The following is a 25,098-nucleotide window of genomic DNA, read 5'->3' as shown; positions in this document are numbered from 1 at the left end:
GCCACAATCAGCATCGGACTCCGTCGCCTCCGCCAGTCGCGGAAGCGACGGTTCCTCACCCTCACACGCTGAAGTACTTCGCCCGCGGGTGGTGGAGGACGATGGCGGACGTGCTCTGCTCCGGGTGGAGCTGGTGCTCGTCGGACATCTCCACGCCGATCCGCCCGGCGTCGAGGAGCTTCAGAAGCTGCTCCTGGTCGGCGAGGTTAGGGCAGGCCGGATAGCCGAAGCTGTAGCGGCTGCCGCGGTAGGCCTGCTGGAGCAGCTTCTCCTTGTCGCGGCTGTCCTCGGCGCCGTAGCCCAGCTCGGCGCGGATGCGGGCATGGACGTACTCCGCCATGGCCTCGGTCATCTCCACCGACAGGCCGTGCAGGTAGAGATAATCCTGGTAGCGGTTCTCCGCGAACCACTCCCGCGCCACCTCGGCGCAATGCTGGCCCATGGTGACGATCTGCAGGCCCAGCACGTCGCGCTCGCCGTCGTTCACGTCGCGCAGGAAGTCGGCGATGCACTCGCCGTCCTCCTTGGCCTGACGCGGCAGGGTGAAGCGGGCCACCTCGCTGGTCCCGTCCTCGGCGAACAGGATGACGTCATCACCGTCGGCCGCCGCCTTCCAGTAGCCATAGACCGCCTGAGGCCGCAGGATCTCCTCCTTCGCGGCGATCTGGAGGATGCGGTCGAGCACCGGGCGAAGCTCCTTCCTCGCCCAATCCTTGAACTCCTCGAAGGACTTGCCGTCCTTCCGGTAGCCCCACTGGAGCTGGTAGAGCATGCGCTCGTTCAGGTAGGTCACCAGCGTCTTCAGCGGCACATGCTCGATGACCTTCGGCCCCCAGAAGGGCGGCGTCGGCACCGGCACGCCCTCGGCCAGACGGGCGCGGCGGGCGCGGGCGGCGTCCTTGTCCACCGGGCCGACGGTGGCGCTCGTCGCCTGCCCGAGCACGCGGCGGCGGTTGACCGCCCGGCCCGCCCGCTTGGCCTGCTGGATGGCGAGCTGCTGATCGAAACTGCCGCCCACCACCTGATCCATCAGGGTCAGCCCGTCGAAGGCGTCGCCGGCGTAGGCCACGCGGCCCGAGCCGTAGGAGGCCACGCAGTCCGTCTCCACATAGGCGCGGGTCAGCGCGGCGCCGCCGAGCAGGACCGGAACCTCCAGCCCCTCGCGGGTCATCTCCTCCAGATTCTCGCGCATGACGACGGTGGACTTCACCAGCAGGCCGGACATGCCGACGGCGTCGGCCCTGTGCTCCTTCGCCGCCTGGATGATCGCGCCGACCGGCTGCTTGATGCCCAGGTTGACGACCTTGTAGCCGTTGTTGGTCAGGATGATGTCGACGAGGTTCTTGCCGATGTCGTGGACGTCGCCCTTCACGGTGGCCAGCACCATGGTGCCCTTCTGCTGGCCGTCCAGCTTCTCCATGTGCGGCTCCAGCCACGCCACGGCGGCCTTCATGGTCTCCGCGGACTGGAGCACGAAGGGAAGCTGCATCTTGCCGGCGCCGAACAGCTCGCCCACCACCTTCATGCCGTCGAGCAGGTAGGTGTTGATGATCTCCAGCGGCGGGTGGGTCTTCATTGCCTCGGCGAGATCGTCCTCCAGCCCGGTGCGGTCGCCGTCGACGATGCGCTCCTTCAGCCGCTCCTCGACCGTCTCGGCGCGGGCCTTCTTCTTGGCGTCCGCGGCCTTGCGGCCCTCGAACAGCGCGATGAAGGCCTGGAGCGGGTCATACCCTTCCGCGCGGCGGTCGAAGATCAGATCCTCGGCGGTCTTGACCTCCTTCTCGGGGATCTGGTGCAGCGGCATGATCTTCGACACATGCACGATGGCGCCGGTCATGCCGCGCTTCACCGCATGGTCGAGGAAGACCGAGTTCAGGACGTGGCGGGCCGCCGCATTCAGGCCGAAGGAGACGTTGGACAGGCCCAGGATGATCTGGCAGCCGGGCATCTCGCGGCTGATCGTCTCGATGCCCTCCAGCGTCCAGATCGCCAGCTTGCGGTCGTCCTCGTTGCCGGTGGCGATGGTGAACGTCAGCGGGTCGAACAGCAGGTCGTGGGCCGGCAGACCGAACTCGTTGACCGCGAGGTCATAGAGGCGCTTGGCGATGGCGAGCTTGCGCTCCGGCGTCTTCGCCATGCCCTCCTCGTCGATGGTCAGCGCGATCACCGCCGCGCCGAACTTCTTGGCGAGCGCGAGGCGCTTGCGGGCCGGCTCCTCGCCGTCCTCGAAGTTGATGGAGTTGAGGATGGCCTTGCCGCCGTAGAGCGCCAGCGCCTTCTCCAGAACGATGTATTCAGTGGAGTCGATGACCAGGGGGGCGGTGACCGAGCCGGCGAAGCGCTGCACGACGGCCTTCATCTCCGCCACCTCGTCGCGGCCGACGAAGGCGGTGCAGACGTCCAGCGTGTGCGAGCCTTCCTTCACCTGCTCGCGGGCCATCTCGACGCAGCCGTCCCAGTCGTTCTTCTCCTGAAGCTCGCGCCACCTCTTGGAGCCGTTGGCGTTGCAGCGTTCGCCGATGGCGAAGAAGGCGTTCTCCTGGCGCAGCGTGACCTGCGAGTAGAGCGAGGCCACCGCCGGCACCCAATGAACCGTGCGGCCCTTCGGGTTCGGGCGGTGCGACCCGGCCGGGGCCAGCTTGCGCAGCATCTGATTGGCCGCCGCGATGTGCGGGACGTTGGTGCCGCAGCAACCGCCGACGAGGTTCACCCCGTCCTCGGTCACGAACCGCTCCAGCCAGTGGGCGAAGTCGTCGGCGCGCAGCGGGTAGTGCGTCTTACCGTCGACCAGTTCCGGCAAGCCGGCGTTCGGCTGCACGGAAACGAGGCCCGGCCAGTTCTGGGTCAGCCACTTCACATGCTCGCTCATCTCCAGCGGGCCGGTGGCGCAGTTCAGGCCCATGAGCGGCACGTCCAGCGCCTGGATGACCGTGGCCGCCGCGGCAATGTCGGTGCCAACCAGCAGCGTCCCCGTGGTCTCCACCGTCACCTGGACGAAGACGGGCGTGTCGGATCCGGCCTCGGTGCGGGCGCGCTTGATGCCGTTGACGGCGGCCTTGATCTGCAGCGGGTCCTGGCAGGTCTCGACCAGGATGGCGTCGGCACCGCCGGCGATCAGACCGGCCGCCTGGACGAAGAAGCTGTCCTCAAGATCCTGATAGGGGATGTGGCCCAGGCTGGGCAGCTTGGTGCCCGGCCCGACCGAGCCGATGACGAAGCGCGGCTGCCCGTCCGTGAAGGTCTCCGCCGCCTCGCGCGCCAGCTCGACCGCGCGCTGGTTGATCTCGAACGCCTTCTCCGAGATGCCGAACTCGCCCAGCGTCACCGGGGAGGCGCCGAAGGTGTCCGTCTCCACCATGTCCGCGCCGGCCTCGAAATAGCCGCGGTGGATCTCCCGCACGATGTCCGGACGCGAGAGCGGCAGGATGTCGGTGCAGTTCTCGTGCCCCCAGTAGTCCTTCTCCACGTCGAGATCGAGCGCCTGGATGCGGCTGCCGAACCCGCCGTCGCAGAGCAGGACGCGGTCACGGAGAGTGTCGAGAATGTGCGGCATGGGAAGATCGGGTCCGTTTCGGAAGGAAGGTCGGGCGGAAAGGTTCAGGAAGTCGGCGATTTACTCAAGGCCGTGGCGGTTCGTCGGCCACCAGTCGTGGTCAAGCACCTGCTCCAGCGTGTAGGGGCAGTCCTGCGGGACGGCGTCATCGGAAACTCCATCCCGGGCAAGACCAAGGACGGCCAGACGGCGGGCATCCCGGTGGGCACGCCCAAGGTCGATTTTCCTGCGCAGGCTGGGGCTGGTGTCGATCTCGTCCCAGGCGGCGATGCGGTGATTGACCACCGACTCCCGCCACCCCAGCCGGGGGTCGGGCGCGGGCGAATGTTCGAGCTTCAGAAGATGCTCGAACACCCGCTTCAAGGCGCTGCCAAGCGCCTTGGCATCCGAACGCCCCATGTCCTCGATCTCTCCCGCCACATGCTCCCAGTCGATGGGCGTGTTGAGGCGTTCGCGGGCGGCTTCGCGGAGAAGGCGGGCCTGTTCCTGGGTCCAGGCGTAGAAGTCGTCGTCGTAGCCGATCCGGCTGTCCATGGCCTTTCCTCCGCGACCGCGATCATCCGCAACACCCTAGCACAGGGGGGCGGTCAGGACACCGCCGGCTGCTTCGCCTTCACGCCCAGCATCCGGCAGATGGCCACCGTCAGCTCCGAGCGGTTCAGCGTGTAGAAATGGAAGTCCTTGATCCCCTGGGCCTGGAGCGCCTGGCACTGCTCCGCCGCCATGGTCGCGGCAACGAGTTGCCGGGTCTCCGGATCGGCGTCCAGCCCTTCGAAGGTCTCGGCGAAGCGCTGGGGCATCGCCGCCCCGCACTTGCCGGCGAACTCCACCGCACGGGCGAAGTTGGTGATCGGCAGGATGCCGGGCACGATCGGCACGGTGATGCCGGCAGCGGCGCAGCGGTCGAGGAAGCGGAAATAGGCGTCGTTGTCGAAGAAGAATTGGGTGATCGCCCGGGTCGCCCCAGCGTCCACCTTGCGCTTCAGGTTGTCCAGGTCGAATTGCGCGCTCGGCGCCTCCGGATGGGACTCCGGATAGGCGGCGACGGAGATCTCGAAATCGGCGACCTTCTTCATCCCCGCCACCAGATCGGCGGCGTAGGCGTAGCCGCCGGGATGCGGCACGTAGCGCCCGCCGACCCCGCCCTCGGTCTCCGGCGGATCGCCGCGCAGGGCCACGAGATGGCGGATGCCGGCATCCCAATAGGTGCGGGCGATGGCGTCGATCTCCTCGCGCGTCGCGCCCACGCAGGTGAAGTGGGCGGCGGCGGGGATACCCGTCTCCTTCTGGATGCGCGTCACCGTGTTGTGCGTGCGCTCCCGCGTCGAGCCGCCGGCCCCGTAGGTCACCGAGACGAAGGACGGGGCGAGCGGGGCCAGGCGCTGGATCGCCTGCCACAAACTCTGTTCCATCTTCTCCGTCTTGGGCGGGAAGAATTCGAAGCTGACCGACGGGGTGCCGGACGTCATGACTGGGCTCCGCTGATGGAGAGGATGGAGGGATCGGCCGGCGATGCGCCCTTCGCGGCGCGCACCGCCGGCCAGATGGAGACGGTAAGCGGTTCGCCCGGCAGATGCACCACGGCTCCGCAGTCCAAACCGGATTGGCGGCACCAGGCGGCGACCTCGGCGTCGGAGAAGCCCAGCCGGCGGTGCGCGTGCTCCGCCCGCAGGGACTCCAAGGCGTGGGGAGCGAAATCAACCACCAGCAGCAGTCCGCCGGGCCGCAGCACCCGCGCCGCCTCGGCCAGAAGATCGGCCGGCGCCTCCGCGAAATGCAGCACCTGGTGGACGACCGCCGCGTCGAAGGACCCGGACGGAAAGGGGAGCTGGTACATGTCCGCCTGCCGGACGTGGCAGTGGCGGAGCGCTGTGTCCTCCAGCTTGGTACGGGCGATCGACAGCATCTCGCGTGACTGGTCCACGCCCACGGCGCGCCGGGCTCGCGGGCCAAGCACCTCCAGCATGCGGCCCGTGCCGGTGCCGATGTCCAGAAGATCGCCGATCCCGTCGGCGGGGATCAGACGCAGCAGCGCCTCCTCCACCTCGCGTTCCGGGACATGGAGGGAGCGGATTTCATGCCAGCGGGCGGCATTCTCGCGGAAATAGCTCGCGGCCGCCTCGGAGCGGGCGCGCTTGATCGCGTCCAGCCGCTCCAGGTCCAGCGTCAGCGTCGGGTCGTCGGATGGGATCGCGTCCACCAGCACCCGCGCCAGTTCCGCCGAGGCGCCGCGCTCCGTCAGCCGGTAGAAGGCGAAGGTGCCTTCCCGGAAGCGGTCCAGAAGACCGGCATCGCACAGCAGCTTCAGATGGCGGGACACCCGCGGCTGGCTCTGACCCAGGATCTGGGTCAGCTCGGTCACCGTCAGCTCGCCATGAGCGCACAGCGCCAGCAGCCGAAGCCGCGTGGTTTCCGCCGCCGCCTTCAATGTCGCAAGCAGTTCGTCCATGACCGCCGCCACCGTCCCCAATGGCCCCGCAGGACCGGCAAGCCACCGCGGCCCGCCATGCGGGATACAGATATAAAGATATCTTTATGCAGCGTAAACACGTTTTCACCGCACCCCTTCCAATCGGGGGAACCGGCTGGCGGGACACCCGGACGCAACGCGAAGGGCGCGGCAATCCTACCACATAAGGCGGTGTCCGTACGGTGACCTCGCGTGGCGCGCTGGTCAAAAGGCAGCACCTGTGTTAGGCACGGAACAAAGGGATCGCACGGATTTTCCGGGCGATGTCCTGTCCGGCAGCGTCCGTCGCCGCCCGACGGAGGGGTCGCCCCCTTCCGACGTGGCGCGACAGGGCTGCGGAATCGGATGCCCCGCCCAAAGTCGTGTCCCCAGAAAGAGCCGTCGCCGATGAAGCTGGCCAACCTCTCCCGCTCCCTTCTTCGCTCGGCCGCCGTGGCCGTCGTCGCCCTCGGCATGGCGGGCTGCGCAACCGCGCCCGGCAGCAACGAAGCCGATGTCACGGTCAGCGATCCCCTGGAGATTCCCAACCGATTCGTCTTCGCCGTCAACGAGACCGCGGACATCCTGCTGATCCGCCCGGCGACGGAGGTGTATGTGGGCGTCGTCCCCGACCCGCTGCGCCAGGCGGTGCACAACTTCATCCAGAACCTGCTCGGCCCGCTCTACATCGCCAACAACCTGTTGCAGGGTGATTTCGAGGGTGCCCAGGTCGCCACCGGCCGGTTCATGACCAACACCATCCTCGGCATCGGCGGCCTCGCCGATGTGGCGACGGAGGCCGGAATCGGCGACCGTCCGGAGGATTTCGGCCAGACGCTGGGCGTCTGGGGCGTCGGACCCGGCCCCTACGTGGTGCTGCCGTTCCTCGGCCCGTCGAACGTCCGCGACACGCTGGGCTACGGCGTCGATACGCTGGCCGACCCGTTCCGCATCGGCACCAACGCCGCCGGGGCGGACAACGCCATGTACGGGCGGACCGCCGCCGCGGGCCTGGACCGCCGCTCGCAACTCCTGCGCGAGATCGACGACCTGCGCAAAAACTCCCTGGACTTCTACGCGACAGCCCGCAGCCTCTACGCGCAGCAGCGCCGCGCCGCGATCGCCAACGACATCGCGCCGGCGACGCCGGAATTCCCCGATTTCGACGAACCCGCCAAGAAATAAGGAGGAGGTCTGCCGCGGCGCAACCGTCCGCGCTCGATCCTTCATCCGATTGAGTGTTGACAAAGCCCCCGCGGCAGCCACTTTTGCCTTGCCATGCTGACACGTCGCCTGTTTCTCGTGTGCGCGGCCCTGCTCGCGGTGAGCAGCTGGGCCGCCCGTCCCGCAGCCGCACAATCGGCTGATCCGGGCGCGACCGCGTTCATCCAAACCCTGGGGAACGAGGCCGTCGCCACCTTCTCGAACAAGAGCCTGTCGCGCGAACAGGCGGTGCAGCGCTTCCGCACCCTGCTCTACCAGGGCTTCGACGTGGCCTACATCGGGCGCTGGGTGCTGGGCCGCTACTGGAGCTCCGCCACGCCGCAGCAGCACGACGAATACCAGAAGCTGTTCGAGCGGCTGATCGTCAACACCTACGCCGACCGCTTCGTCGAATATTCGGGCGAGACCTTCCGCATCACCGGATCCCGCGTGGAGGGCGAGGCGGACACCATGGTCACCACCCAGATCGTCCGCCCCAACGGCCCGCCGGTGAATGTGGACTGGCGCGTGCGCAAGCGCGACACCGCCTACAAGATCATCGACGTGGTGGTCGAGGGCGTCAGCATGGGCGTGACCCAGCGCCAGGAGTTCGCCTCCGTCATCGGCCAGAACGGCGGTCGGGTGGAAGGGCTGCTCCAGGCGCTCCGCCAGAAGGTCGGCAGCGCCGGCTGATCCGTCGCTCCGTGCGTCCCGGAAAGACCGGACCATCTCAAGGGCTGCCTTCGGGCGGCCCTTTTTCATGGCCCCTTTTTCATGGCCCCTTTTTCATGGCCCCTTTTTCATGGCCCCTTTTTCATGGCCCCTTTTTCACGATGGTCCAAACGGCGATTCCGTGACGAACACCGCCGGAAGGGGTATGGTCCCGCCCGAAGCCTCTCTTGTGTGTTGCAGCAGCGGGCGCCCCATCCGATGGCCGACCGGACTCCGAACGAGATCGACGAGATCAAGGCGATCATCCTCGCCCACCAGACGTGGCTGACGCGCCGCGGCGGGCGGCGGGCCGACCTCAGCTTCCGCGACTTGTCGGGCCTCAACCTCGACCGGGTGAACCTGAACGGGGCGAAGCTGGCCGGGACCAACCTGGTCGGCTCCCGCCTCGTCCGGGCCGACCTCTCGCAGGCCGACCTGTTCGGCGCCGATATGGAGGGGGCGAACCTGACCGCCTCGACGCTGATCGGGGCGGATCTGCGCGGCGCCAACCTGCACCGGGCCATCCTGACCGACGCCAACCTGCGCGGCGCCGACTTCCGCGCCGGATCGCTGATGAGCGGAACCGACGACAAGCCGCGCAGCGACGGCGTCACCCGCCTGACCGAAGCGAAGATGGAACGCTCCATCCTGGCCGGCGCGAACTTCACCGGCTGCGACCTCAGCGGCGCCGACCTGAACGACGCCGACCTGACGGGCGCCGACATGACAGCGGCTGTCCTGGTCGGCGCCGATTTCTGGGGCGCCACGCTGGACGGCGTGACCTTCGACGGGACAACCATCGACGAGGCGACGCTCGACCGCAACTACCTGCCCGCCTCCCTTCCCAAGAACGCCATCGTCAAGCCAGCCTACAAGCCGATGCCGTCGGGAGCGTTCCTTGAGGCTGTCGCCGAGCATGAGCGGTGGGTGAACAGCCAGGGCGCGGAGGGCCGCCACCTCGATCTCGACCTCGTGTCGGTGATCGGGGCCGACCTGACCGGCCGCGTGCTCGCCGCGGCGCGGCTGCGCCGCTGCCGCCTGATGGGCGTCCGCCTGCGCAAGGCGAGCCTGGAGATGGCCGACCTGTCCTACACCGAGATGATCGGGGCTGACCTGACCGAGGCCTGCCTGAACGGCACCAACCTGCGCCGCGCCGGGCTGTCCCGCGCCGTCCTGGCACGCGCCGACGCCCGCCCCGCCCGCCTGTCCGGCGACCGTCCCTGGCCGACCAACTTCGACGGTGCCAACCTGACCGGCGCTGACCTGCGCGACGCACGGATGGAGGATGCGGTGCTGCGCTCCGCCAAGCTGGGCGGGGCGAAGCTCGACGGCACGGGGATCACGGTGGCCGTGGACACCGCGCCGCCGCCGCCGCCGGCGCCGGAGGAACGGCGGGCGCAGAAGCGCTACGCACAGCCCTGCCTGATCGTCCAGACCGATCGCGGCGCCCACTCCTCCCGCAACTGGTCGATCGGCGGAGTCTGCCTCTACGCGCCGGACGATCTGTTCGAGGAGGGCGAGACGATCGAAGGTCGCCTGTCCATCACCGGACGGGACGACATCGTGGCCACCGCGCGGATGGTCGTGGTGCACAAGGGCGCGGGGAAAGGGCAGGTGTCCGTGCGCTTCCACCAGTATGGCGACGATCTCAAGCAGCTCTTGAAGACCGCCTTCCTGGAGCATCAGAAGCTGGAAGGGTAACGGAAGAAGGCTCCCCCTCCCGGATGGGGAGAGGGAGCCTGCCGGAGCCAATTAGGAACGGACCAGCGGCTTGTACTTGATGCGGTGCGGGTTCACCGCATCCTCGCCCAGACGGCGCTTCTTGTCGGCCTCGTAGGCTTCGAAGTTGCCCTCGAACCACTCCACATGGCTGTCGCCCTCGAAGGCCAGGATGTGGGTGGCGAGGCGGTCGAGGAACCAGCGGTCGTGGCTGATGACCACGGCGCAGCCGGCGAAGCTCTCCAGCGCCTCTTCCAGCGCGCGCAGCGTGTCGACATCCAGATCGTTGGTCGGTTCGTCGAGCAGCAGCACGTTGGCGCCGGACTTCAGCATCTTGGCGAGATGGACGCGGTTGCGCTCACCGCCGGACAGTTGGCCGACCTTCTTCTGCTGGTCCGGACCGCGGAAGTTGAAGGACGAGACGTAGGCGCGGCTCGGCATCGACTTCTTGCCGAGGTCGATCACGTCCAGCCCGTCGGAGATCTCCTCCCACACGGTCTTGTTCGGGTTCAGCGTATCACGGCTCTGGTCGACATAGCCCAGCTTCACCGTGTCGCCGACGCGGAAGGCGCCGGCGTCCGGCCCATCCTGCTCGGTGATCATGCGGAACAGGGTGGTCTTGCCGGCGCCGTTCGGGCCGATCACGCCGACGATGCCGCCCGGCGGCAGGCGGAAGGACAGGCCGTCGATCAGCAGACGGTCGCCGAAGCCCTTGTTGATGCTCTCGGCCTCGATGACGACGTTGCCCAGGCGCGGCGGCGTCGGGATGACGATGCGGGCCTCGCCCGTCGCCTCCTTGCCGCTCTCGGCCAGCAGCGTCTCGTAGGCGGAGATGCGGGCCTTGCTCTTGGCCTGACGGGCGCGCGGGGACTGCCGGATCCATTCCAGCTCGGTGGAGAGCTGCTTCTGGCGGGCCTCCTCGGCGCGGCCTTCCTGCTCCAGCCGCTTCTGCTTCTGCTCCAGCCAGGAGGAGTAGTTGCCCTCGTAGGGGATGCCGGCGCCGCGGTCGAGTTCGAGAATCCAGCCCGTCACGTTGTCGAGGAAGTAACGGTCGTGGGTGACCAGGACGACGGTGCCCTTGTAGTCCTCAAGGTGCTTCTGCAGCCACGCCACGGACTCAGCGTCCAGGTGGTTGGTCGGCTCGTCGAGCAGCAGCAGGTCGGGCTTTTCCAGAAGCAGCTTGCACAGCGCCACGCGGCGCTTCTCACCGCCGGACAGCTTGGTCACGTCGGCGTCGCCCGGCGGGCAGCGCAGCGCGTCCATGGCGATCTCGACCGTGCGGTCGATGTCCCAGGCGTCGGCGGCGTCGATCTTCTCCTGAAGCTCGGCCTGCTCGGCCAGCAGCGCGTCGAAGTCGGCATCGGGTTCACCCATCGCCTCCGACACGGCGTTGAAGCGGTCCAGCAGCCCCTTGGTCTCGGCCAGGGCCTCCAGGACGTTCTCCTGCACCGTCTTCGTCGGGTCGAGCTGCGGCTCCTGCGGCAGGTAGCCGACCTTGGCGCCCTGCGCGACCCAGGCCTCGCCCGAGTAATCCTTGTCCAGACCGGCCATGATCTTCATCAGCGTCGACTTACCGGAGCCGTTGACGCCGAGAACGCCGATCTTCACGCCGGGCAGGAAGGACAGCCAGATGTTGTCCAGAACCTTCTTGCCGCCGGGGTAGACCTTGGACAGGCCCTTCATCACATAGACATATTGATAGGACGCCATGCGCCGCTCCGCCCCTTCTGCACAAAAAGGAAAAATTCAGGACGCCACCGGCGGCGCCACTTCGCTCGCCCAGGGTTTTAGCGCATAAGGACGCGGCATGAAACGGCGAAGGAGGGAGGCCGGGTGGTCGAGATTTATGTGGATGCCGATGCCTGCCCGGTAAAGTCGGAAATTTACCGGGTGGCCGGGCGCAGCGGAATCAAGGTCTGGATCGTCAGCAACGGCCCGCTCCGCCTGCCCAACGAATGCCTATCGGAACTGGTCGTCGTCGGGTCGGAGTTCGACGCCGCCGACAACTGGATCGCCGAGCACGCGACCGAGACCGACATCGTGGTCACCGCCGACATCCAGTTGGCGGACCGCTGCGTCAAGAAGCGCGCCGTGGTGATCGGCCCGACCGGCCGCCCCTTCACGGAGGACAGCATCGGCTCGGCCATCGCCACCCGCGCGCTGATGCAGGACCTGCGCGACATGGGTGTGGTCAGCGGCGGCAACAAGCCGATGAGCCAGCAGGACAAGTCGAAGTTCCTGCAGACGCTCGATCAGGCGGTGCAGGCGCTGAAGGCCGGGCGACGGCCGAAATGGCGCTGACCCTTCATTCGGGTGGCGCTCACTCCGGCAGCGCGCCGGCCTGACCGGCGGCGAAGGCGCGCGCCTGTCCGTGCGTGGCGATCCCCCGCTGCTCCAGCCGCGTCAGCAAACCCGCGGCCAGCTCCGCCTCGACCAGGGCGGGGGCGAAGGGACCCAGGCGGCGGTCGGTGGCGATGCCGAAGGCGGCGGCCAATTGCTCCAGCGATGCCCCCTCCAGCGCCGGATCGAGCGCCGCGGCGAGCCGGGCGAGGTCGAGCGTCGGCGGCGCCTCCGGCTCCGGCAGGCCGGTACCGCGGCAGGCGCGGGCCAGCGTGCCGAGCGATGCATCAACCCCCACGCCGACCACCGCGCAGCCGCGCAGGGCGTCGGCGATCACCGGCCAAGCGGCGGCGAAGGGGCGCGCGCCCTCCACCATCTCCGTGGTCACGCCATGGATTGCGGTGCCCTCCGCAGGAATGGGCGCGCCGGGATCGATGAACAGCTCCAACGACAGGCTGCGAAAGACGCGCGGCCCAACCATCCGCACCGTGCCCACCGCTATGAGCGGCCCCTCCTCCGCCCGCCCGGTGGCTGTGGCGACCCACAGGCTGACCATCGGCAGGGCCGGCAGCGGGTCCTCGTCGCCGAGATGGGCGGGACGGGCGTTCGGGCGCAGGAGCAGCCGCTCGCCGGACAGCCGCGGCTGCGCCTCCCCCGCCTTCGCCGGGAAGACCAGGGCGACCCCCGACTGAAGCCCCAGATCCTTGACGCGCACCGGCACCTCGCCCCCTTGGGCGCGGCGCAGCAGGGCGGAGACCATCTGGCCGTCCTCGCGCGCCCGCTCGATGGCGCGGAACAGCTCGGGGCGCGACAGGTGATCGTAGATGTCGGCCCCTGCCGACAGCCCAAAATGAGCGGAGGCCGCGGGGTTCAGCGTGTCGATCCGCCCGAAATCGTCGAGCACCACCACCGGCTCCTCCAGCGCGGCGATCACGCCGGCCAGCCGCTCGCCCGGGCGGTGCTCCCCATGGCGGCCATGGCGCAACGCCTCCGCCACCGCCCGCGCGAGATCGCCGGCCTCGTCCTCCTTCGCATCGGCGGCAAGAGAGGCGGCGCTGCGCCCGCGCCACGCCGACAGGGTCTCGCGCAGCCGACCCAGATCGCGGAAATGGCGGTTCAGCCGGGCGAAGGCCATCCACAGCGCCAGCACGCCGAGCCCGACCGCTCCCATGTCCAGCAAGGAACGCTCCGGGTCGGCGACGGCCAGCCGCCCGATTTCCACCCCCAGGAAAGCGAGCGCCATGCCCGCCACCGCAAAGCCCAGAACCGCCGAACACCACGCCCCGCCCCGCATCGGGCCGCCTCCACACACCTTACGAATGACGCGACTGTAACGCTCCCGGATGCCGGCGGAAAGGGAGCGGGCGGGTCAGCCCTCCCGCTCCTGCCCTGCTAATCCGCCGCGAAGCAGTAAAGCAGCCCCGCGCCGCCCGTGCCCTTCAAGGCGTCCTGGCTGCAACCGCCCCGCGTCAGGTGGGAACTGTTCCAGGATTTCGCCGACGGGTCGTCGCCGAGCCCCATGCGGTCGTGATGGCCGACCATGGCGGCGCCCTCCGTCCCGCCGCGGGTCCAGTTGCCGCAGGTCCGGTCCTCCGCACCGGCGAAGGTTGTACCGTCCGGCTGGCTGCCGGTCAGGATGTCGTGGGTGTTGGGGGTGTCGCCTCGGCCTTTGACAGTCTCGCCGGCTTCGGTCAGCCCGGTCTGCTTGGTCAGACCGTTGGTGGCGTGCAGATCCTCAACGCTGCGGGCGATCACCTGCCCCTTCGCGTTCTGCCAGGGGCCGGCGCCGATGCGGTCGCGGGCGTTCACCGCAGGCAGGCCGTCGGCCGCCTGGGTCGACAGATAGGCCTTCCAATCGCGGTTCCCCGCCCCGACGGCCTGCGCCAGTTGACGGCAATGGCGGTCCGCACCCTCCAGACCACCAAAATCGGCGCCTTTTCCTGATCCGACGCTGGTGATGAAGAAGCTCATGCCCGCGGAACCGCCGGACGTCTGCGCCGGTGCCGGCGCCGCCGTCAACAGAACAGCCGATGAGATCGCCATGCCGATTCCAGCCCCAAAGATGGTGAGAAACATGGGTGTCCTCCCTTGCCTTGTTGTTCGGACGATGCTGGTTCGTGGACGCCGGAACGGACGGCTTTATTCCTGCATCCTTTCAGCGCACGGCCCAGGCGCATGGCCGATCCTTCTTTTTCCCCCTTCCGATGCGGCGCGGAATCCCTATCGTGTCTGGCGGCCCCACCATGCTGGACCAACCATAGGATTTAGTACGAATTTCGAACCATTTTATCCTCATAACAATAAAAAGCTTCGCTCAACTCAAAATAATAATGAGAAGAAGCGTGAACGAACACACGCTCTCGTTATCAAGGCTTTAAACATTCAAAGACTTATTCGACCCCTGTTAATCGCTCATTAAGGCAAACCCGGCATATTTGGTCTTGCGTTCTCCTTCACATTTTTTGGGTCTGGCGATGGTGATGGTCTACCAGCCTTACGCGCTCCAGCATCGGCAGGAACGGCGGTCCGGGCGCAGGCTTGCGCTGGCATTGATCGTCGCGCTCGGCCTGCCCTTGACGGTGGGCGCCGGCTACACCCTGGAGACCGTGCGCGGCTACGCGGTTCAGGCCCGCTTGGCGCAGGCGGTGGACGCGGCGGCCCTGGCGGGCGGGCGGGTGATGTTCGACGATCAGCGGGACGGCCACATCCGCAGCTTCTTCGACAACGCCTTTTCCAAGAGCTTTCTGGGTGCCCACGCCGCAGCGCTGAAAATCGAGGACGATACGCGCAGCGGCGTGCTGACGGTGCATGGTCAGGCGACGGTAAAGGCGCTTTTCACCCGCGTCCTGGGCGGCAGCGATCTGGTCGTGGAAGCGCAATCGATCGTCCGCCGCAACGTCCGGGGCCGTAAGGGGACTTAGGGTCCGTACTCGTAACCAGGAAGCAACGACTGTTGCGATGTGGGTTGCTGCCATGAAGTCGGCGGCAGAACGCTCATGACGGGTGAATATGTGGCGAAAGTCATGAGGCGTCCGAACCAGCGCTCGATGATCTTCCGATGCCGGTGGAAATAAGGAAAGAAAGCCGTTTTCAGCGTTAGTTGCAGCGTAGCGGAATGTTGGGGGCAGCCCAAGGCTCCCTCAACTTTCTGGCGGACAGCAGCATTTCGCAGCCCTTGCCGCCATGCAGGAAATTGGTGGCGGGCAATCGAAGCGGCTGTCCTTGCCGTCACCCTCGCATGGCGACGCACCAGCGCAGAGAAAATCAATCCAGCGCGGATTTCATAAACCTATGCGATGTCCTCAAAGGCGTCGAATTCGTAGCGCACTGAGATGCTGTCAGCGCCACTCTTCGTAGTGTTTGCTATGCGATAAGGATGCACCACAACGGTAACGGTGAGCTGCGCTGAACCGTTAATCTTACCCACTTCTAAGGAAGTGGCGTCCCCAAGGGGATTCGAACCCCTGTCGCCGCCGTGAAAGGGCGGTGTCCTAGGCCTCTAGACGATGGGGACGTCGTTGGCGTGGCGGGATTACTAATGGGATGACGGGCCGAGCGCAAGCGTTTTTTCCAACTCCTTTCTACCCCGTTCGCGTATGCCCCCCATGCACCCTCACCGCCACGAATTTGTTTGCATTCACATGGTTTGGGAGGGTGCGGCGTCGTCGATCAGGAGCTGGACTCCCTCCGCCCCGTTCCAGCGATCGATGCGCAGGACACCGGCGATGTGGAAGGGCGATCCGCGGCCCATCAGCAGGGCTTTTCCCATCTCGCTCTCCAGCGCGCGGAAGGCGATGGCCTTCAGCCGGGCCCCGTCGCTGCCCTGCAGGATGCAGCGGACGTGATTCGCCCCGACCACGTCGGCCCGCACCACACGGGCGTCGGTGACGGCGAAGCGCGGCTCCGCGTTGCCGGTGCCGAACGGGCCGAGCTGGTTCAGGCGGTCCACCAGGGATGTGTTCGCCGCCCCCACGGACAGCGCGCCGTCCAGCTCCAGCGTCGGCACCAGCGGGGCCGCGGCCACCTGTTCGGCGACGCGGCCAGTCAGGAAGGCCTGCAGGTCGGCCAGCTTGCTCCCCGCCACGGTGAAGCCCGCCGCCATGCGGTGCCCGCCGCCGGCCATCAGCAACCCCTCCTGCCGCGCGGCGATCACCGCCGCCCCGAGATCGACCCCGCGCACCGAGCGGCCCGAGGCCTTGCCGATCACCGTGCCGTCCGCCCCCTCCTCCAGGGCGATGACGCAGGCGGGGCGGCTGTAGCGCTCCTTCAGACGGCTGGCGACAATGCCGATCACGCCGGGGTGCCAGCCCTCCCCCGCCACGAAGACCAGCTCGGCCAGCTCCTCGGCGCGCTCCTCCAGCCGGGCCATTGCGTCGGCCAGCACGCCCTGCTCCACCGCGCGGCGTTCGGCGTTGTGGGCCTCCAGCTTCTGGGCCAGTTCCATCGCCTCCATGGGGTCGTCGGTGGAGAGCAGCCGCGCCCCGAGGTCCGACGCGCCGACGCGCCCGCCCGCGTTGACCCGCGGGCCGAGCACGAAGCCGGCGTGGTAGGCGTCCGGCTTCTCCTTGACCCCGGCGACGTCGGACAGGGCGGACAGGCCGGGGTTGGCGCGCCGCGCCATCACCTTCAGCCCCTGCGCCACCAGCGCTCGGTTCAGCCCGGTCAGGGGCACCACGTCGCACACCGTGCCCAGCGCCACGAGGTCGAGCCACTCCATCAGGTTCGGCTCGTTGCGGCCGGCGTAGAATCCGGCGCTGCGCAGCGCCCGGTTCACCGCCACCACGGCCAGGAAGGTCACCCCCGCCGCGCACAACGTGCGATAGGTGCCGTCCTCGTCCAGCCGGTTCGGGTTGACCAGGGCGACGGCCGGCGGCAGGCGCGGTTCCGCCGCGTGATGGTCGAGCACCACCACCTCCAGCCCGGCCTCCGCCGCCGCCTCCAGCGCCGCGAAGGCGGAGATTCCACAATCCACCGTCACCACCAGCCGCACGCCCTCCGCCTTCAGCCGCAGCAGCGCCGGGCCATTGGGTCCGTAGCCCTCCTTCATGCGGTCGGGCACGTAGATGCGCAGGTCCGCCCCCACCGCGCGGAAAAAGCGCCGCAGCAGCGCGGAGGAGGTGGCGCCGTCCACGTCGTAGTCGCCGAAGACGGCCACCGGCTCGCCATCCATGACGGCGCGGGCGATGCGCTCCGCGGCGATGTCCATGTCCTTGAAGCGGGAGGGGTCGGGAAGCAGCGCCTTCAGCGTCGGGTTCAGGAAGCCGTCGCACGCTTCCTCCGTGACCCCGCGGGCGGCGAGCACCCGCCCGACGATCTCCGGCAGCCCCCGCCCCTGCGCCAGCCCCCAGGCCAGCCGCTCGTCGTAGGGCCGCGCCTGCCAGCGCTTGCCGGACAGGGAATGGGCGACGTTCAGGAAGGGGGGAACGGTGTCGGTCATGCTGCCCAGAATGCCACGGATCGGAAAGGCCGAAGCCATAGCAGAAGTGGGGCAGCGGGGGCCAGCGGGTGGGGGTGGCCCTGCACCTCGGGCAGCTCCGCCAAGCATGGCGCAGTCTTCCGAAGGGGCTGCCCCCACCCCGGCCCTCCCCCGCTGGGCGGGGGAGGGAGGCAGGAGTTTTGCCGACGTGCGGCGGAGTTCCCTCCCCCGCCCAGCGGGGGAGGGTTAGGGTGGGGGCAGACCGGGAAGCAGATGCTCTACCCCTTCAGCCCTCGGGCTCAGTGGGAAATGGCTGCTGGAACCGCAGCCCCGGTCCCTTCCCGTCCGCCTCGCCAATGAATTCGATGCCGCCGGCCTCCAATGCCTGGCGCAAGGTTAAAACGGTTCGCGGGAGCAAACGGTCGCCACGTTCGAAACGGGCAACCGTACTAGCCGACACATCCGCTTTCTGTGCCAGATCACGCACGCCCCAGTTCAATGCGACACGGGCAAGCTTGCACTGGATCGGGAAAATTGACAACCCTGTTCCGATTTCGGCACTTGACTGCATTCTTGGCTATCGGCAGTATGGCGTTGAAGGTGAAACAAGCCGCACACCGGCTCGATCGCTGCACCACCCCTTTGCTCACTTACAGAGGCTCAGATCATGGTGGATTCTGAGGATAGCACAGCTTTGCCCGCGTTATCCCACCCCGCCCTCGGTCCGGGCTTTGTTCGCCTGCCCGTGCGGACGGACTCGCCGGGATTGCGGGATTTGGACGTGCTGACAGCACCGCTCGCTCACTGGGACCGGGTGCCGGAGGCCGGAGCCGTGCGGGCCATGGCGGCGGCGAAGGAGCGACTCCAACGGTTGGAACCGCGCTGTCTGGGCGACGCCGTGGCGCTGCTGATGACCGTCACAGTGGCCGGGGGTGATTGCACGCCGCCGGAAACAGTGGCGATGATCACGCGGTCGGTGGCTTTCCTCACGGCTGACGCGCCCCACTTGCGGCGCCCTGAGTTGGAACATCTGGTGCTTGCCTACGCCACGCACATGCATCGGTGAAGAACGGCGCCCCACCACTGCCGCCCACTATTTGTTAGAGCGCTTCTGCAAACCGGTGTCGGGTTGCGAATGCTTCTGCCTGGGAGACCTGTTGGCGGTTGAGCGCCGCTGTTAGCGTACGGGCTTTCCATTCTTGCAAGGCGGGAAAGCGCAGTGTCGACTGGAGCCTAGCCTGGACGCGGAACAGGAAAACGGAGCATTGCCTGAATCCCACCTTCCGTTCGGGACTGTATGTCCAGCTTGCCTCGAAGCTGCAACGCCAGCTGCTGCACGATCTGACGCCCGAGACCCGTCCCTTTCGGCTGGTCCGAGGTGAACCCGACGCCGTTGTCGCTGACGCACAGAATGTACTCGTCTGCCTCCTGCCGAAACGAGAGATCAACCCAGCCTGCCTGCGCGTCGGGGAAGGCGTACTTGACCGCGTTGGTAACGAGTTCGTTGGCAATGGTGCCGACAGCGACAGCCGTGTTCATGTCCAAGTCCACGCTGTCCGCGCGGGCGCTCAAGGCAATCGGTCGCACGCCCACCATGCCCAGCTGGAGGTCCTCCACCAAGCTCTCCAGAAACTCCCTTACGTTCACGATGCTCGCCCCATCGACACGGCGCAGGCGGCCATAGATGCGCGCCAACACACCAATGCGCTCGATGGTCCCTTGCATCATCGCTTGGGCGTTTTCCGGCCGCATGGCCGCCAAGGTCAGCTGGGCGGAGATCAGTTGGAGATCGTTGCGGATGCGGTGATGGATCTCCTGCAGCATGAGATCCTTTTCCTGATCTGACGCAGCCAGCTTTTCCCAGGACTGGCACAGCTCCTCGAGCGTCGTGCGCAGCATTTCCGTGATCGCGGCGATACCAAGCCCCAGGCCGACATAGATCATGAAGGCCAACTGGTCGCCATGATCGGCGATCCAGAGATCACCCCGCGGTTCCATGAACAACCACGCCGCGAAACCACCAGATAGGAGAACGGCGATAAAACCAGACGCGCGGTCGAACAGCAGTGAGACCAGAAAAATTGCAGGGATGTATAGAAGAAAGGGGTATTTGCTTAGGATGGGCTCAAGGACGTAACGCAACAGCGTTGTGATAGCAATGATCACGGCTGAAACCCCGTATCGCACCCAGATCGATTGTGGGGCCTTGGGGAGGAACTGAAGAAGCAGGTTTTCCATACCTTAATCCGATCAAGCCGGCAGACGGGTATGGACAACACCTGAGGGCCGTCTTCGGTCACAGAACGGATGCTCCGGAAAACGGTGGGCCTCGGTTTCCTCGCCCCCATCTGGTTCGGATGGTACGCCTTGAGTTGACGAAACCGGAACGGCTGGCCGCCGACAAAGCCTGCAGCAGCAGCGTGATTTGCCGCGCCCTGCACCGCCGCGGCATCCAGCCAGCGATCCCGACCAAGAGAAACGAGCGCCCGGAGCCGACGTTTGATTGCACCGCCTATCGCGAGTGTAACCGTGTGGAGCGCCGGATCGGCCGGTTGAAGCAGTTCCGCCGGACCGCCACTCGGTACAAGAAGCGCGCCGCCAACTACCTCGCTATGATCACCGTCGCCGCCATCCTTCTATGGCTCTGACCTTTGCAGAAGCGCCCCAACACAAAGGCAGTGGATTTATTTGCTGCACCGCAACTTGAGACAGGTCATTGCGGGTGGAGAAGCGTCCTGCTCCACTGCGGTCATCACCATGCGGAGGAGGGAACCATGATCACCACGGCAATCTTTCCGGCCCGCTACGTCCAGGGCAACGGCGCCCTCGACAGCCTGGGCGAGGATCTGGCCCGGCTGGGCAAGACGGTTCTGGCCGTCACCGACAGCTTCGTCCTGAAGACGCTGAAAGGCCGGCTGGTCGAGACCGCCGCCGGGCGCGTCGAGATGAACATCCAGGAATTCCGTGGCGAGTGCTCCGACGAGGAGATCGAGCGGCTGACCGGCCTCGCCCGCGCCATGGGCGCCGACGTCGTGGTCGGCATCGGCGGCGGCAAGGCGCTCGACACCGCCAAAGCGGTCGCCCACGCGCTGGACGCTCGCACCGCCATCGTCCCGACGCTCGCCTCCACCGACGCGCCGTGCAGCGCGCTGTCGGTGATCTATACGCCGGAGGGGGCGTTCAAGCGCTACCTCTTGCTGCCGCGCAACCCCGACCTCGTGCTGGTCGACACCGGCGTGGTGGCGAGCGCTCCGGTGCGCTTCCTCGTCTCCGGCATGGGCGACGCCCTGTCCACATGGTTCGAGGCAGAGGACTGCCGCATCAAGCGCGGTGGCAACATGACCGGGCGCGTCGGCCCGATGACCGCCTTCGCCCTGGCCCGGCTGTGCTACGACACGCTGCTGGAGTATGGCGTGCTCGCCAAATCGGCCTGCGAGCATGGCGTGGTCACTCCGGCGCTGGAGCGCATCGTCGAGGCCAACACGCTGCTGAGCGGTCTGGGCTTCGAGAGCGGCGGGCTGGCGGCGGCCCACGCCGTCCACAACGGCCTGACCGCGCTGGAGGAAACGCACCATTACTGGCACGGCGAGAAGGTCGCCTTCGGCACGCTGACGCTGCTGATCCTGACCGACCGGCCGCCGGCGGTGCTGGACGAGGTCTACGGCTTCTGCAAGGCGGTGGGGCTGCCGACGACGCTGGCCGAAATCGGCCTTGGCGACGTGTCGGACGAGCGGCTTCTGCTGGCGGCGGAGCGGGCCTGCGCGGAGGGCGAGACCATCCACAACGAGCCGCACGAGATCACCCCGCAACGCGTCCTGGCCGCCATGAAGGCCGCCGACGCCGAGGGACGGCGGCGGAAAGGCCTGTAATCTCCGAAGAAGGAGAAATCTTCAAAAAGAAAGGGGCGCGCGGTGGAATGCCGCGCGCCCCTTTTTCTTGCGGCCTCGGCCTTACGCCATGGACGGCTTGCGCTGCAGGTTGTGGTGCGCCTCGACGTAGCGCACGGTGCCCGACTTGGAACGCATGATCACCGAGTGGGTGGTCGCGCCGCCGGGGAAGCGGCGGACGCCGCGCAGCATGGCGCCGTCGGTCACACCGGTCGCGGCGAACATGACGTTGCCGCTGGCCAGCTCGGTCAGGCTGTACTTCTTGTTCAGGTCCTTGACGCCCCAGCGGGCGGCGCGGGCCTTCTCGTCGTCGTTGCGGAACAGCAGACGGCCCTGGAACTGGCCGCCGATGCAGCGCAGCGCCGCCGCGGCCAGAACGCCTTCCGGCGCGCCGCCCGAGCCGACATACATGTCGACGCCGGTGCCGGCCTGGCTGGTGGCGATCACGCCCGACACGTCGCCGTCGTTGATCAGCATGATGCGCGCGCCGGCCTCGCGGACGCGGGCGATCAGCTCGGCGTGGCGCGGACGGTTCAGGATGCAGACCAGCAGTTCCTGCACCTCGGTGCCCTTGGCCTTGGCCAGGGCCTTGAGGTTGTTGGCCGGCGTCTCGTCGAGATCGACCACGCCTTCCGGCAGGCCGGAGCCGACGGCGATCTTGTCCATGTAGACGTCGGGGGCGTTCAGGAAGCCGCCCTCGTCCGCCATGGCGATGACGGCCAGCGAGTTCGGGCCGCCGGTGGCGCAAATGGTGGTGCCTTCCAGCGGGTCGAGCGCGATGTCGACCTTCGGCCCGCGGCCGATGCCGGCGCCGACCTTCTCGCCGATGTAGAGCATGGGCGCCTCGTCGCGCTCGCCCTCTCCGATCACGACGGTGCCGTCGATGTAGAGGGTGTTGAGCGCTTGGCGCATGGCGTCGACCGCGGCCTGGTCGGCAAGCTTCTCGTCACCGCGGCCCATCAGCAGCGACGCGGACAGCGCGGCGGCCTCGGTGACGCGGACGGCTTCCAGAGCCAGGTTCCGGTCCATACCGGACAGGTCGACATGAACGGACATGGTGTTCTCCCCCGAATCGATGCTCGGTTCTTCTATGGTTCGGTCAAAACTGTTCGATGCGGATCATGCGCGGCGGCTCGACCACCGACTCCTTGTCGGCGATGGTGGCAAGCGCGCGCTGCATGGCCGCCTCTTCGGTGTCATGGGTGGTCAGGACCACCGGCACCGCTTCACCGGGGGCGCGCCCGCGCTGCAGGAACTGCTCCATGGAGACGTTCTGGTCGCGCATCGCCGCCGCAACATCCGCTATCACGCCGGGACGGTCCACGACCATCAGGCGTACGTAGTACGACCCCCGGCGGGCCTCCATCGGCGACGGCTGCGCCTCGGAAAGCTGGGCCGCCGGCACGCCGAAGGTGGGGGTGGAGCGCCCGCGGGCGATGTCGATCAGGTCGGCGACCACGGCCGAGGCCGTCGGCCCCTCGCCGGCGCCACGGCCGACGAACAGCACGCGGTCCACGAAGTCGCCCTGGGCGATCACGGCGTTGAACACGCCGTCCACCGCCGCGATGGGCGCCGCCTTCGGCACCATGCAGGGGTGCACGCGCTGCTCGATCCCGTGATCGGTGCGCCGGGCGATGCCCAGCAGCTTGATCCGGTAGCCGAGCGCGTCGGCATAGTCGAAATCCACCGCCGAGACGTGGCGGATGCCCTCGACATGGACGCTCTTGAAGTCCACCGGCGTGCCGAAGGCCACCGAGGTCAGGATCGCCAGCTTGTGCGCCGCGTCCACGCCGTCGATGTCAAAGCTCGGGTCGGCTTCCGCGTAGCCAAGCTTCTGCGCGTCGGCCAGCACGTCCGCGAAATCGCGGCCGGTGGTGCGCATCTCGGTGAGGATGTAGTTGCAGGTGCCGTTGAGGATGCCGTGCACCTCCGACACCCGGTTGCCCGCCAGCCCTTCGCGCAGCCCCTTGATGATCGGGATGCCGCCGGCCACCGCCGCCTCGAAGCCGATGGCGAGGCCCGCGGCCTCCGCCTTGGCCGCGAGCGCGGTGCCGTGATGGGCGAGCAGCGCCTTATTGGCGGTGACGACGTGGCGTCCCCGCTCCAGCGCCAGCTCGACGGTCTCCTTTGCCGGCCCCTCGGACCCGCCGATCAGCTCGACCACCACATCCACGCCGGGATGGGCGGCCAGCGCCACCGGGTCGTCGTACCATTCGGCCGTCGACAGGTCGACGCCGCGGTCCTTGCCGCGCGAGCGGGCGCTGACCGCGACCACCTCGATGCGGCGGCCGCAGCGCTGCTCGATCAGGTCGGCCTGCCGCTCCAGAAGCTTCAGAACGCCCGCGCCGACCGTGCCCAGGCCCGCGACGGCGATTTTCAGGGGGCCTGTTTTGTGGGAGTCGGACATCAGACTTTCGCTTTCTCCGGATCGAGGAGGGCGGCGCGCGCCGCCGGGTCCTTGCTCGCCGCCGCACCGGCGGCGTTGGAGCGGAAGAACTCCTTGATGTTGCGGGTCGCCTGACGGATGCGGTGGACGTTCTCCACCAGCGCCAGACGGACATGGCCGTCGCCGTACTCGCCGAAGCCGATGCCCGGCGCCACGGCCACCTTGGCCTCCTGCAACAGCAGCTTGGAGAATTCCAGCGAGCCGAGATGGGCGAAGGGCTCCGGGATCGGCGCCCAGGCGAACATCGAGGCCGACGGGCTCGGCACCGTCCAGCCGGCCGAAGCCAGACCCTCGATCATCACGTCGCGGCGCTGGCGGTACATGGTGCGCACCTGCTCCACGCACTCCTGCGGGCCGTTCAGAGCGGCGGTCGCGGCGACCTGGATCGGCGTGAAGGCGCCGTAGTCCAGATACGACTTGATGCGGGCCAGCGCGGTGATGAGCGTCTTGTTGCCGGTGGCGAAGCCGATGCGCCAGCCGGCCATCGAATAGGTCTTCGACATCGAGGTGAACTCGACGGCCACCTCGCGCGCCTCCGGGATCTCCAGGATCGAGGGGGGCGGTTCACCGTCGAAGAACACCTCGGCGTAGGCCAGATCCGACAGGATGTAGATGCCGTGCTTGCGGCAGAACTCGACGATCGGGCGGTAGAAGTCGAGGCCCACCACCTCTGCCGTCGGGTTGGACGGGTAGTTCAGCACCAGCGCCAGCGGCTTCGGCACGCTGTGGCGCACGGCGCGCTCCAGCATGATCATGAAGCTGTCGATGTCGGTGGAGGTGCCGTTGGCCTGCCCCACCGGCAGATGGCGCACCGAGGCGCCGGCCAGGATGAAGCCGAAGGGATGGATCGGGTAGCTGGGGTTCGGCACCAGGATGATGTCGCCGGGGCTGGTGATCGCCTGGGCGAGGTTGGCCAAGCCTTCCTTCGACCCGATGGTGACGATGCACTCCGACTCCGGATCGACATCCACGTTGAAGCGGCGCTTGTAATAGGCCGCGTGCGCCTTGCGCAGGCCGGGGATGCCGCGGGAGTTCGAGTAGCGGTGCGTCTTGGGATCGCGCACGGCCTCGATCAGCTTATCGACGATGTGCTGGGGCGTCGGCTGGTCCGGGTTGCCCATGCCGAGGTCGATGATGTCCTCGCCGGCAGCTCGGGCTCGCGCCTTCATGGCGTTCACTTCGGCGAAGACGTAGGGCGGAAGCCGCTTGATCCGGTGGAATTCTGAATCGCTCATGGACGCTCCGAAGCCTTGTCCGGCCACGCCACGAACCCATATTTGCGGACCGGGACCACTTATCTACCGCCCCGCATCTTCAGAAGCGAGGTAAAATTCGCGTCCGGGCGCATTCCTGCGCTGCCTGAGGCATACCGGA

21 protein-coding genes and 1 tRNA gene are annotated in these 25,098 nt (G+C 67.5%); 8 read left to right on the top strand and 14 right to left on the bottom strand.

Annotated elements, in window-relative coordinates; genetic code table 11:
- Positions 1-61: 61 nt before the first annotated feature.
- The 4 genes from metH to ACFPMG_RS03815 are packed head-to-tail and all read right to left on the bottom strand — an operon-like array spanning position 62 to position 6,002.
- Positions 62-3,553, bottom strand: a complete 3,492-nt coding sequence (gene metH, locus ACFPMG_RS03830; protein ID WP_376993894.1) for a methionine synthase — start codon at positions 3,551-3,553, stop codon at positions 62-64.
- A 60-nt stretch (positions 3,554-3,613) separates the two neighbouring features.
- Entirely contained in the window at positions 3,614-4,087 is a 474-nt protein-coding gene (locus ACFPMG_RS03825; RefSeq protein WP_376993893.1) for a DUF29 domain-containing protein, read from the bottom strand.
- 53 nt (positions 4,088-4,140) lie between these two features.
- Entirely contained in the window at positions 4,141-5,022 is an 882-nt protein-coding gene (gene metF / locus ACFPMG_RS03820; RefSeq protein ID WP_376993892.1) for a methylenetetrahydrofolate reductase, read from the bottom strand.
- Positions 5,019-6,002: an ArsR/SmtB family transcription factor gene (locus ACFPMG_RS03815; RefSeq protein ID WP_376993891.1), complete on the bottom strand. Its 984-nt coding sequence runs from the start codon at positions 6,000-6,002 to the stop codon at positions 5,019-5,021. The genes metF and ACFPMG_RS03815 overlap by 4 nt, the downstream gene beginning before the upstream one ends.
- Positions 6,003-6,410: 408 nt before the next feature.
- On the opposite strand from ACFPMG_RS03815, the gene ACFPMG_RS03810 reads away from it, so the two are divergent.
- The 3 genes from ACFPMG_RS03810 (at position 6,411) to ACFPMG_RS03800 (ending at position 9,617) form a co-directional block, all read left to right on the top strand.
- Positions 6,411-7,187 carry an MlaA family lipoprotein gene (locus tag ACFPMG_RS03810; protein ID WP_109069698.1) on the top strand — a complete coding sequence of 259 codons (777 nt, stop codon included), beginning with the start codon at positions 6,411-6,413 and terminating at the stop codon, positions 7,185-7,187.
- A gap of 93 nt (positions 7,188-7,280) precedes the next feature.
- The gene (locus tag ACFPMG_RS03805; RefSeq protein WP_376993890.1) at positions 7,281-7,898 is read left to right on the top strand and encodes an MlaC/ttg2D family ABC transporter substrate-binding protein; all 618 of its coding nucleotides are present in this window, start codon (positions 7,281-7,283) and stop codon (positions 7,896-7,898) included.
- A gap of 237 nt (positions 7,899-8,135) precedes the next feature.
- Entirely contained in the window at positions 8,136-9,617 is a 1,482-nt protein-coding gene (locus ACFPMG_RS03800; protein ID WP_376993889.1) for a pentapeptide repeat-containing protein, read from the top strand.
- 51 nt (positions 9,618-9,668) lie between these two features.
- Here the strand turns inward: ACFPMG_RS03800 and ettA are convergent, their stop codons facing one another.
- Positions 9,669-11,345 carry an energy-dependent translational throttle protein EttA gene (gene ettA, locus ACFPMG_RS03795; protein WP_376993888.1) on the bottom strand — a complete coding sequence of 559 codons (1,677 nt, stop codon included), beginning with the start codon at positions 11,343-11,345 and terminating at the stop codon, positions 9,669-9,671.
- A gap of 123 nt (positions 11,346-11,468) precedes the next feature.
- On the opposite strand from ettA, the gene ACFPMG_RS03790 reads away from it, so the two are divergent.
- Positions 11,469-11,936: a YaiI/YqxD family protein gene (locus ACFPMG_RS03790; protein ID WP_376993887.1), complete on the top strand. Its 468-nt coding sequence runs from the start codon at positions 11,469-11,471 to the stop codon at positions 11,934-11,936.
- A gap of 19 nt (positions 11,937-11,955) precedes the next feature.
- Here ACFPMG_RS03790 and ACFPMG_RS03785 read toward each other — a convergent pair whose 3' ends face one another.
- Together ACFPMG_RS03785 and ACFPMG_RS03780 are read right to left on the bottom strand one after the other, a co-directional pair.
- Positions 11,956-13,218 carry an exonuclease domain-containing protein gene (locus ACFPMG_RS03785; protein ID WP_376993886.1) on the bottom strand — a complete coding sequence of 421 codons (1,263 nt, stop codon included), beginning with the start codon at positions 13,216-13,218 and terminating at the stop codon, positions 11,956-11,958.
- A gap of 149 nt (positions 13,219-13,367) precedes the next feature.
- On the bottom strand, positions 13,368-14,051 hold the full coding sequence (locus tag ACFPMG_RS03780) for a hypothetical protein (RefSeq protein ID WP_376993885.1): 684 nt from the start codon (positions 14,049-14,051) through the stop codon (positions 13,368-13,370).
- A gap of 404 nt (positions 14,052-14,455) precedes the next feature.
- Here ACFPMG_RS03780 and ACFPMG_RS03775 point away from each other — a divergent pair, with 404 nt between their 5' ends.
- Positions 14,456-14,896 carry a hypothetical protein gene (locus ACFPMG_RS03775; RefSeq protein ID WP_376993884.1) on the top strand — a complete coding sequence of 147 codons (441 nt, stop codon included), beginning with the start codon at positions 14,456-14,458 and terminating at the stop codon, positions 14,894-14,896.
- A gap of 517 nt (positions 14,897-15,413) precedes the next feature.
- Here the strand turns inward: ACFPMG_RS03775 and ACFPMG_RS03770 are convergent.
- The 3 genes from ACFPMG_RS03770 to ACFPMG_RS03760 all read right to left on the bottom strand — a co-directional run bounded on the left by ACFPMG_RS03770 (position 15,414) and on the right by ACFPMG_RS03760 (position 17,962).
- Positions 15,414-15,489 (bottom strand) — tRNA-Glu (locus ACFPMG_RS03770).
- Positions 15,490-15,612: 123 nt separating this feature from the next.
- Positions 15,613-17,412, bottom strand: coding sequence for a single-stranded-DNA-specific exonuclease RecJ (gene recJ, locus ACFPMG_RS03765; RefSeq protein ID WP_376993883.1), 1,800 nt, complete (start codon positions 17,410-17,412; stop codon positions 15,613-15,615).
- A 265-nt stretch (positions 17,413-17,677) separates the two neighbouring features.
- Complete coding sequence (locus ACFPMG_RS03760; RefSeq protein WP_376993882.1) at positions 17,678-17,962, bottom strand: helix-turn-helix domain-containing protein; 285 nt, start codon at positions 17,960-17,962, stop codon at positions 17,678-17,680.
- A gap of 210 nt (positions 17,963-18,172) precedes the next feature.
- Here ACFPMG_RS03760 and ACFPMG_RS03755 point away from each other — a divergent pair, with 210 nt between their 5' ends.
- Positions 18,173-18,457 carry a hypothetical protein gene (locus ACFPMG_RS03755; RefSeq protein ID WP_376993881.1) on the top strand — a complete coding sequence of 95 codons (285 nt, stop codon included), beginning with the start codon at positions 18,173-18,175 and terminating at the stop codon, positions 18,455-18,457.
- 167 nt (positions 18,458-18,624) lie between these two features.
- Here ACFPMG_RS03755 and ACFPMG_RS03750 read toward each other — a convergent pair whose 3' ends face one another.
- Entirely contained in the window at positions 18,625-19,629 is a 1,005-nt protein-coding gene (locus ACFPMG_RS03750; protein ID WP_376993880.1) for a sensor histidine kinase, read from the bottom strand.
- Between the two features lie 119 nt (positions 19,630-19,748).
- On the opposite strand from ACFPMG_RS03750, the gene ACFPMG_RS03745 reads away from it, so the two are divergent.
- Together ACFPMG_RS03745 and ACFPMG_RS03740 are read left to right on the top strand one after the other, a co-directional pair.
- The gene (locus ACFPMG_RS03745) at positions 19,749-20,039 is read left to right on the top strand and encodes a transposase (protein WP_376993879.1); all 291 of its coding nucleotides are present in this window, start codon (positions 19,749-19,751) and stop codon (positions 20,037-20,039) included.
- Between the two features lie 126 nt (positions 20,040-20,165).
- Positions 20,166-21,260 (top strand): glycerol dehydrogenase, encoded by a 1,095-nt coding sequence (locus ACFPMG_RS03740; RefSeq protein ID WP_376993878.1) that lies wholly within the window; start codon positions 20,166-20,168, stop codon positions 21,258-21,260.
- Positions 21,261-21,341: 81 nt separating this feature from the next.
- On the opposite strand, the gene glpX is transcribed toward ACFPMG_RS03740, so the two are convergent.
- From glpX to ACFPMG_RS03725, 3 genes are read right to left on the bottom strand one after another with little or no spacing between them, the layout of a single operon-like run.
- A complete protein-coding gene (gene glpX / locus ACFPMG_RS03735; RefSeq protein WP_014240259.1) occupies positions 21,342-22,334 on the bottom strand; it encodes a class II fructose-bisphosphatase in 993 nt (330 codons plus the stop codon).
- A gap of 43 nt (positions 22,335-22,377) precedes the next feature.
- Positions 22,378-23,685, bottom strand: coding sequence for a homoserine dehydrogenase (locus ACFPMG_RS03730; protein WP_137102830.1), 1,308 nt, complete (start codon positions 23,683-23,685; stop codon positions 22,378-22,380).
- On the bottom strand, positions 23,685-24,959 hold the full coding sequence (locus ACFPMG_RS03725; RefSeq protein ID WP_145701796.1) for an LL-diaminopimelate aminotransferase: 1,275 nt from the start codon (positions 24,957-24,959) through the stop codon (positions 23,685-23,687). The genes ACFPMG_RS03730 and ACFPMG_RS03725 overlap by 1 nt, the downstream gene beginning before the upstream one ends.
- Positions 24,960-25,098 lie beyond the last annotated feature (139 nt).

This window comes from Azospirillum himalayense, from assembly GCF_042657465.1.
In the GTDB taxonomy this organism is placed as follows: domain Bacteria; phylum Pseudomonadota; class Alphaproteobacteria; order Azospirillales; family Azospirillaceae; genus Azospirillum; species Azospirillum himalayense.
The sequence above is the reverse complement of the archived record's forward strand: the minus strand, read 5'-3'. Positions and strand labels throughout refer to the sequence as shown.

What these genes read in the sequence shown, in the direction of transcription:
- metH (WP_376993894.1), bottom strand. Translation starts at nt 3,553, where the DNA reads ATGCCGCACATTCTCGACACTCTCCGTGACCGCGTCCTGCTCTGCGAC.
- ACFPMG_RS03800 (WP_376993889.1), top strand. Translation starts at nt 8,136, where the DNA reads ATGGCCGACCGGACTCCGAACGAGATCGACGAGATCAAGGCGATCATC.
- ACFPMG_RS03745 (WP_376993879.1), top strand. Translation starts at nt 19,749, where the DNA reads ATGGTACGCCTTGAGTTGACGAAACCGGAACGGCTGGCCGCCGACAAA.
- ACFPMG_RS03780 (WP_376993885.1), bottom strand. Translation starts at nt 14,051, where the DNA reads ATGTTTCTCACCATCTTTGGGGCTGGAATCGGCATGGCGATCTCATCG.
- ACFPMG_RS03760 (WP_376993882.1), bottom strand. Translation starts at nt 17,962, where the DNA reads ATGCAGTCAAGTGCCGAAATCGGAACAGGGTTGTCAATTTTCCCGATC.
- ACFPMG_RS03750 (WP_376993880.1), bottom strand. Translation starts at nt 19,629, where the DNA reads ATGGAAAACCTGCTTCTTCAGTTCCTCCCCAAGGCCCCACAATCGATC.
- ACFPMG_RS03815 (WP_376993891.1), bottom strand. Translation starts at nt 6,002, where the DNA reads ATGGACGAACTGCTTGCGACATTGAAGGCGGCGGCGGAAACCACGCGG.
- ACFPMG_RS03805 (WP_376993890.1), top strand. Translation starts at nt 7,281, where the DNA reads ATGCTGACACGTCGCCTGTTTCTCGTGTGCGCGGCCCTGCTCGCGGTG.
- ACFPMG_RS03785 (WP_376993886.1), bottom strand. Translation starts at nt 13,218, where the DNA reads ATGGCGCTCGCTTTCCTGGGGGTGGAAATCGGGCGGCTGGCCGTCGCC.
- ACFPMG_RS03725 (WP_145701796.1), bottom strand. Translation starts at nt 24,959, where the DNA reads ATGAGCGATTCAGAATTCCACCGGATCAAGCGGCTTCCGCCCTACGTC.
- recJ (WP_376993883.1), bottom strand. Translation starts at nt 17,412, where the DNA reads ATGACCGACACCGTTCCCCCCTTCCTGAACGTCGCCCATTCCCTGTCC.
- ACFPMG_RS03775 (WP_376993884.1), top strand. Translation starts at nt 14,456, where the DNA reads ATGGTCTACCAGCCTTACGCGCTCCAGCATCGGCAGGAACGGCGGTCC.
- ACFPMG_RS03825 (WP_376993893.1), bottom strand. Translation starts at nt 4,087, where the DNA reads ATGGACAGCCGGATCGGCTACGACGACGACTTCTACGCCTGGACCCAG.
- ACFPMG_RS03740 (WP_376993878.1), top strand. Translation starts at nt 20,166, where the DNA reads ATGATCACCACGGCAATCTTTCCGGCCCGCTACGTCCAGGGCAACGGC.
- metF (WP_376993892.1), bottom strand. Translation starts at nt 5,022, where the DNA reads ATGACGTCCGGCACCCCGTCGGTCAGCTTCGAATTCTTCCCGCCCAAG.
- ettA (WP_376993888.1), bottom strand. Translation starts at nt 11,345, where the DNA reads ATGGCGTCCTATCAATATGTCTATGTGATGAAGGGCCTGTCCAAGGTC.
- ACFPMG_RS03810 (WP_109069698.1), top strand. Translation starts at nt 6,411, where the DNA reads ATGAAGCTGGCCAACCTCTCCCGCTCCCTTCTTCGCTCGGCCGCCGTG.
- ACFPMG_RS03730 (WP_137102830.1), bottom strand. Translation starts at nt 23,685, where the DNA reads ATGTCCGACTCCCACAAAACAGGCCCCCTGAAAATCGCCGTCGCGGGC.
- glpX (WP_014240259.1), bottom strand. Translation starts at nt 22,334, where the DNA reads ATGTCCGTTCATGTCGACCTGTCCGGTATGGACCGGAACCTGGCTCTG.